The sequence below is a fragment of the Delftia sp. WSY_12 genome (genome assembly GCF_043104645.1).
Lineage (GTDB): Bacteria > Pseudomonadota > Gammaproteobacteria > Burkholderiales > Burkholderiaceae_C > Comamonas > Comamonas tsuruhatensis.
Genome location: NZ_JBICKW010000010.1, coordinates 1 through 5,604, shown reverse-complemented (window position 1 = coordinate 5,604; position 5,604 = coordinate 1). Strand labels below are relative to the sequence as shown.

The following is a 5,604-nucleotide window of genomic DNA, read 5'->3' as shown; positions in this document are numbered from 1 at the left end:
GAGCGCCCCCCAAGCCTGCAATCAATCGATTTGGTCATGTTCACGCAAGCGAGTCAGCATGGCTTGGTGCAACTGCTCCCAGACACCAACGGCGTTCCAGTCGCGCAGGCGCCGCCAGCAAGTCATGCCGCTGCCGTACCCAAGGGATTGGGGAAGGTCTTCCCACCGAATGCCTGTTTGCAGCACGAACAAGATGCCGTTGAGGGCGGCTTCATCGCTGACTACGAGCTTGCGCGCACCGCCTTTGGCAGAAGGCACGAAGGCTGGGATGAGGGGTTGTAGCTGTCGCCACAGTTCTTTGCTTACGGGTCGTCGTGCCATGAGGGCAGCGAGCATAACGGCTCTGAGGGACCTCTGGGGAAGTGGTGTTTTCCACTCCTAGTATTTGATCTATTGAAAAATGCAAACTCCTGTCACACACTAAGCTTCCTACAAATTTTCCAGGAGTAGACATGAAGAATTTGAGGCGAAATTTATTAAAATCTGCGGCCGGAATATTTTCATACTCTTGCGCTTGCTCGGCTTTTTCTTGGCCCAAAGACGTTTTCAAAGATGAGGATGAAGAAATAAACCACACCCAGAGTAAGAAACGATCTGACTCGTTTGTAAATATTGGGTGCGCTCTTCAGGGATTCAATGGGTTCGGTGAGAATGGAATAAAGACTAGTAATACTACAGGATTCTATCCGCTCGATGCCGGAATAAATGTAGAATATAATTATCTTTGCAATCATTTTCAAGTACGCCCAGGATTTCTGATGTTCGAAGACAACGGAGCTGGAAATGCATTTGCAACAACACAAAAAATTGGAAATCATAGGCTGCCAGATGGCACGGTATTGTTCGGATTAACTCTAATGCGAGAAGAATTCGCTAATGCTGGTAAAAATTGGGGCAGAGGTGATCATGCCATGATGGCAATCATGGCTCATGAGTGGGCGCACATATATCAATTCAAGCAGCAGGTAAAACCCATCCCTGGGAAAGCTATGGAGCTGCAGGCAGACGCTCTTGCAGGCTGGTTTATGGGTATTCGCGCCCAAGAATTACAACAATATATGCAAGTTGACCTGAGTACCGCCATGTCTACTTTTTTCAAAAAAGGGGATTATGAAATAAATTCACCACAGCATCATGGGACTCCAAAAGAAAGACTAGTCCATTTTTCTCATGGCATAGGAATGGCAATGGAAAAAATGTCGTTACCTAAAGCATTCGCAGAATCATCAAAATTAACTAGAGTAGAGACGCGAAAATGAAAAAACCAGTCTTTTTCATGATATGCATGCTTGCTTTTGAATCAGCCACTGCAGATTGCACACCAGTTAACAAGATAATACAAAGCTCAAACAAATTATTCAAAGACATTCAAGGTGAAGAAAGGGATAGTGGGGGATTTGTGCCAAAATACATTCTACCCGGCGCCAGAGAAGACTATTGTGAAATTGATTTTTTTGAAAATCGAGGAAAAAATTTTGCGTACTATCAATGCAAGTGGGATGTAGGAGGAAAAGTCTCAGCACGGGATTCAGCGAAAACCTTGATAGAAGAATTGGAAAACTGTCTTGGCCCAGCGCGCTACAAAAGTATCGCCCGTGACTCTTCAAGGGCAACTTTTAATTTACCCACAAAATTAACCAAAAGCAAGTTAATCATTAAAAGCAATCCTGGCCTAGGCTATGTCGAATTTCAAATCGACGTTCAAGAGTAGTTCTGTTCAAAATTGCATTGATGCATATTGCGAATAGCAAGTACTTTATTCTATGAGCGTCACATAGTTTCTTGCGTTGCGAAATTATGTATCAGATTTACAGCACCAGAAAGTCATAGTGCATTCTTCAGCGTGAAACATGAGAAAGCACTATGACAATCCGCATGCACGGCATTGCCCGTAAGACACCACATATTTGCGCAGAGCTCTAGCCAGCGACCGGATCCCATCGGTCCTTGACCAAGCTTTACGGCATCAACCCAAAGATCGTAGCCATGCGCCGTAAAGGTCGCGCTGCTCCGTGCAGATGCCAGATGAAGCGGCGGCAGCGTCTCCTGGAGTCACCCCCACAAACCCAGCTGGCCAGCCACTCACAGTAATGATCTCCAAAGCAAAATCGCCGTCCCCGCCAGCGGCGACCTGACCCCCTCCTTCACCCAAAGCCGCGCCCCATCCCCCATGATCCAAGAATCTAAAGAGATTGCCCTGCTTCACGAGGAAAACGCCCGGCTGCGGGCGCAGCTGGCGATTGCCACGGCGGGCCATGCCAGCGCTGTGCAGGGCGCGGGCGCCAGCGATCAGGCCCCCTTCGATGCACAGGTGGCAGACCAGAAGATGTTGTTTTCGGATTTCATCGAGCATCTGCCGATAGGTTTGAGCCTGGTGGGCAATGGCGGCAAGGTGCTGATGTCCAATCCGGCCTACCGCCATTTCCTGCTTGACGGGTCCGTGCCGTCGCTGCTGGCGCCCAGGGAAGACCTTCCACAGTCGCTGGGCTATGGTAACGGTATGACTTGCTGGCGGCGACTGCGTGAACACGATCAAGTAGATTGAAGCCGACAGACGCCCAATAAAACTGCACGCCAACAAAGGCTATGACTACCTACGTTGCCGCATCCATCTGAGACAGCGGGACATCGCAAGCCGTATTGCCAGACGAGGTATTGAGAGCAGCAAGCGGCCGTACAAGCGGCGCTGAACGCACGGCTGGTTTGCAGGCTTTGCCAAGCTGCGCATAGGCTTGGCGGGGCATATGGCTTCCATTCTTCTTGAAAGCTTCGGTTTCTGACAAGCCCACCAAAGCAAAAGGCACGGCATGCGAATCAAGGCATTGGGATTCTCGAAATTAGTTCTTGAACTCTCATTCTTGATTGCATATCATCTGCCCGACGTTGACGTCGATCTGCAGACTCCCTTCCACCTGCCGTCGAAGTCCCGGGCCAAGGCGCTCACTGAGGCGCAGCCGGTATGAGTGAGAGCCGCCCGCCCGATTGCCACGACCACATCCATCAGACAGCACCGACGCACGCAACTTCACGAGTCTGATTGCCATTCGCAAGAATTGCTGGCGGTATGGCTCAAACAACTGCCTGCCGTGCGCAAGCATGCTGATCACATGGACAACTCAACCAGAAAGGACTTATATGGCGGCTCAAGCACAGCCGAAGACAGGCTTCGAAAAATGGCAGGATGGCATTAACAAGGCAGAGGGCAATGCCAAATGGAATACCTGGGATTGTGAAATTCAGATGGCGGTCAATGAGTATAACCGCCATCTCTCTGGTAAAGCAGGATATTTGCCACTCGATTGGCAGCTTATCAAGGCCATGGCGTGGGTCGAGACGGGCGCGGAAGCAAAAAAGTGGGGGTCAAATTTAATGCAGATAGGCAATCCTGGCGATCCAGGGCTGGGTTCTCTTTTGTCTGGAAAAGAAGGTGGAGACCTGATCATTCCATCTGCCTGGAAAAATAAATTGACAGCAAGCACAGCAATAGCAATTCCTGCGTACAACATCAGAGCCGGAATTGGTTATTTGTTGATGCGCATGGCGAATTATGCGGTCAAGAGCGTTCCAGACCCGGACAGCACCATCCGTGAAGTGAAAGTGCAAGCGGGAGACAGCATTGCCAAGATTGCAAAAGCAACAGGCAGCACTGTCGAAACAATGCAAAAACTCAATCCTGCTGCGCATGTATTGAGACCTGGACAGGTATTAAAATACCAAAAGTCTTCACTGAAGAAGGTCATTACAGGCTGGAAAATTATCACGACATCAAGCATTGCAACGTACTACAATGTCGGCGACTCAATGTATGCCAAGAAGCTTGACTATGCTCTGACGTTGATCCGAAAAGGAAAGGTAGAGATATGCGTGAACTAACAGTCTTGGCGTTGTTCGCATCCATCGGCAGCCTATCGGGCATGGCGGCGGCTGCTGATGATGCTTTTGCTGGCGTATTTCAAGGGACTGGAAGAGCATGTTCTGGTGCGCTCCATGTGCGCGCCAAGACAATCGAATGGAATTCAGCTTATAGCATCTGCAAGTCGACGCACTACGAAGTCCTGGAAAAGAGCTTCAATGGTAGCAATGAACGAATTGTTTTTCTTTTAAAAAATCGCAGTCGTCAATGCCGTTATTCTGTCGTCGAGGTCGAACATACCAGCGGCTACAACTGGAATGTGAATGGCTACCAGTCTTTGGAAGGTTTCCAAAAAAGGAATTTTCCGGACTGGAGCAATTCTTCGTTACCGGAAAGGCAAGTATTGTCGTGCCCGATGGTTGGGCCGGATTAGGCGCAACCATCGCTTTTGTTTTGTTGTGATTTATTTTCCAACTGGCACCAGAACACGCCACCCCTTTTTATCGTGCAATGACGATTTGCAGACGACTTGAACGATTTTTATGGGAAGACCATTGTCTGTGGGTGCCCAACCTGACTCAAGCGGAGTAGCGCATTGCTCGACTAGTATCTTTGGGTTGACACGAGCAGTGGTGAAGTCTGTTTTCTGGCGTTTGTTTTCCAACTTCAAGAACTCATCTGCAGATTTTCTTATTTCCTGCAAATCTTGAATTGCCGGTGAAGTTGCTTCACTCACATGCGTGAATCCGGAAATCATGAACCCGATACATACAAAGAAAATTTTCATCATTGCTTTTATACGGTTAATTTACCGCGGTCCCAAGCTTAGGGCCGCCTTCAAGCGCCGCGCGATGCGATTGGCCGATGGCTGATAACGTTGCCAGTGCTGCCCTGGGCCTATAGACGAGCACATCATCAATAGCTCCTGAAAACGCCTCCGACAAGCCAAGTATGCCCGGCAGCTCACCGCTATGAGCCCCAAAGCTGAATCGACGCCCTCAACGATGGCGATCTGCCCCCTCCGCCACCCGAAGCCGCGCTCTATCCCCCCCAATGGTCAAAGACTCTGAAGAGATTGGCGGCGGGCGCAGTTGGCGAGTGCCACGGCCAGTCAGGCCGGCGCCGTGCAGGCTGCGGGCGCCAGCGATCAGAACCCCTTCGATGCGCAGGTGGCAGGCCAGAAAACGCTGTTCTCGGATTTCATCGAGCATCCGCCGATAGGCCTGTGCCTGGTGGGCATGGCCGATTCGAATCAGCCTCTGGGTGGCCCTGAGGGCGCCTTTGAAAATTCCGAATTTTCAGGGATCGGGATTGCGAAGACGATGGGGCCACTCAGTTCAAGTGGAGACAAAAATGCGATTCGAATTCCGCCCAATTGCCACACCAATTGCCACCCCAATTGCCACGCTGGCCCGGGCTGCACGGCATGGCTTGTTCATCGCAGCGGCCCTGTCCGGCGCGCTGGCGCAGGCGGCACCGCTGCCGTCTGACATAGCCACGACTTCCGAGCAGCGGTTTCAACTGGCCCTGGAGGCGCAGACTGCGGGTGAGTACGCCTCCATGCTCGCGTTGCTGCGCCAGGCGGCCCGGGATGGCGAGCCACAAGCCCAGGAAACACTGGCATGGATTCTTCTGGCAGGCCCAACCCTGTATGGCACCGCGGTGAAAGCGGATCGCTGCGAAGCAGTGCACTGGCTGCGGCAAGCCGTGGCAAAAGGGAATCAAACGGCCAAAAGCCAGCTGGATTTCCT

General features: G+C 51.0%; 7 protein-coding genes and 2 pseudogenes. 7 read left to right on the top strand and 2 right to left on the bottom strand.

The window, feature by feature from the left end:
- Positions 1-24 precede the first annotated feature (24 nt).
- Positions 25-321: pseudogene (locus ACF8LI_RS05520) on the bottom strand (transposase); the annotation flags it as partial.
- A gap of 131 nt (positions 322-452) precedes the next feature.
- On the opposite strand from ACF8LI_RS05520, the gene ACF8LI_RS05515 reads away from it, so the two are divergent.
- The 6 genes and pseudogenes from ACF8LI_RS05515 to ACF8LI_RS05490 all read left to right on the top strand — a co-directional run bounded on the left by ACF8LI_RS05515 (position 453) and on the right by ACF8LI_RS05490 (position 4,286).
- Positions 453-1,259 (top strand): hypothetical protein, encoded by an 807-nt coding sequence (locus ACF8LI_RS05515; RefSeq protein WP_392414159.1) that lies wholly within the window; start codon positions 453-455, stop codon positions 1,257-1,259.
- Positions 1,256-1,711 carry a hypothetical protein gene (locus ACF8LI_RS05510; protein WP_392414160.1) on the top strand — a complete coding sequence of 152 codons (456 nt, stop codon included), beginning with the start codon at positions 1,256-1,258 and terminating at the stop codon, positions 1,709-1,711. Before ACF8LI_RS05515 ends, ACF8LI_RS05510 begins: the two co-directional genes overlap by 4 nt.
- Before the next feature lie 459 nt (positions 1,712-2,170).
- Positions 2,171-2,545, top strand: coding sequence for a hypothetical protein (locus tag ACF8LI_RS05505; protein WP_392414161.1), 375 nt, complete (start codon positions 2,171-2,173; stop codon positions 2,543-2,545).
- Positions 2,546-2,552: 7 nt separating this feature from the next.
- Positions 2,553-2,672: pseudogene (locus ACF8LI_RS05500) on the top strand (IS5/IS1182 family transposase); the annotation flags it as partial.
- 424 nt (positions 2,673-3,096) lie between these two features.
- On the top strand, positions 3,097-3,873 hold the full coding sequence (locus tag ACF8LI_RS05495; protein ID WP_392414162.1) for a LysM peptidoglycan-binding domain-containing protein: 777 nt from the start codon (positions 3,097-3,099) through the stop codon (positions 3,871-3,873).
- The gene (locus tag ACF8LI_RS05490; RefSeq protein WP_081816289.1) at positions 3,861-4,286 is read left to right on the top strand and encodes a hypothetical protein; all 426 of its coding nucleotides are present in this window, start codon (positions 3,861-3,863) and stop codon (positions 4,284-4,286) included. The genes ACF8LI_RS05495 and ACF8LI_RS05490 overlap by 13 nt, the downstream gene beginning before the upstream one ends.
- A gap of 30 nt (positions 4,287-4,316) precedes the next feature.
- On the opposite strand, the gene ACF8LI_RS05485 is transcribed toward ACF8LI_RS05490, so the two are convergent.
- Positions 4,317-4,640: a hypothetical protein gene (locus tag ACF8LI_RS05485; RefSeq protein WP_152547313.1), complete on the bottom strand. Its 324-nt coding sequence runs from the start codon at positions 4,638-4,640 to the stop codon at positions 4,317-4,319.
- 566 nt (positions 4,641-5,206) lie between these two features.
- Here ACF8LI_RS05485 and ACF8LI_RS05480 point away from each other — a divergent pair.
- Positions 5,207-5,604, top strand: a 398-nt coding sequence (locus ACF8LI_RS05480) for a sel1 repeat family protein (protein WP_392414163.1), incomplete at its 3' end; no start/stop codon positions are given.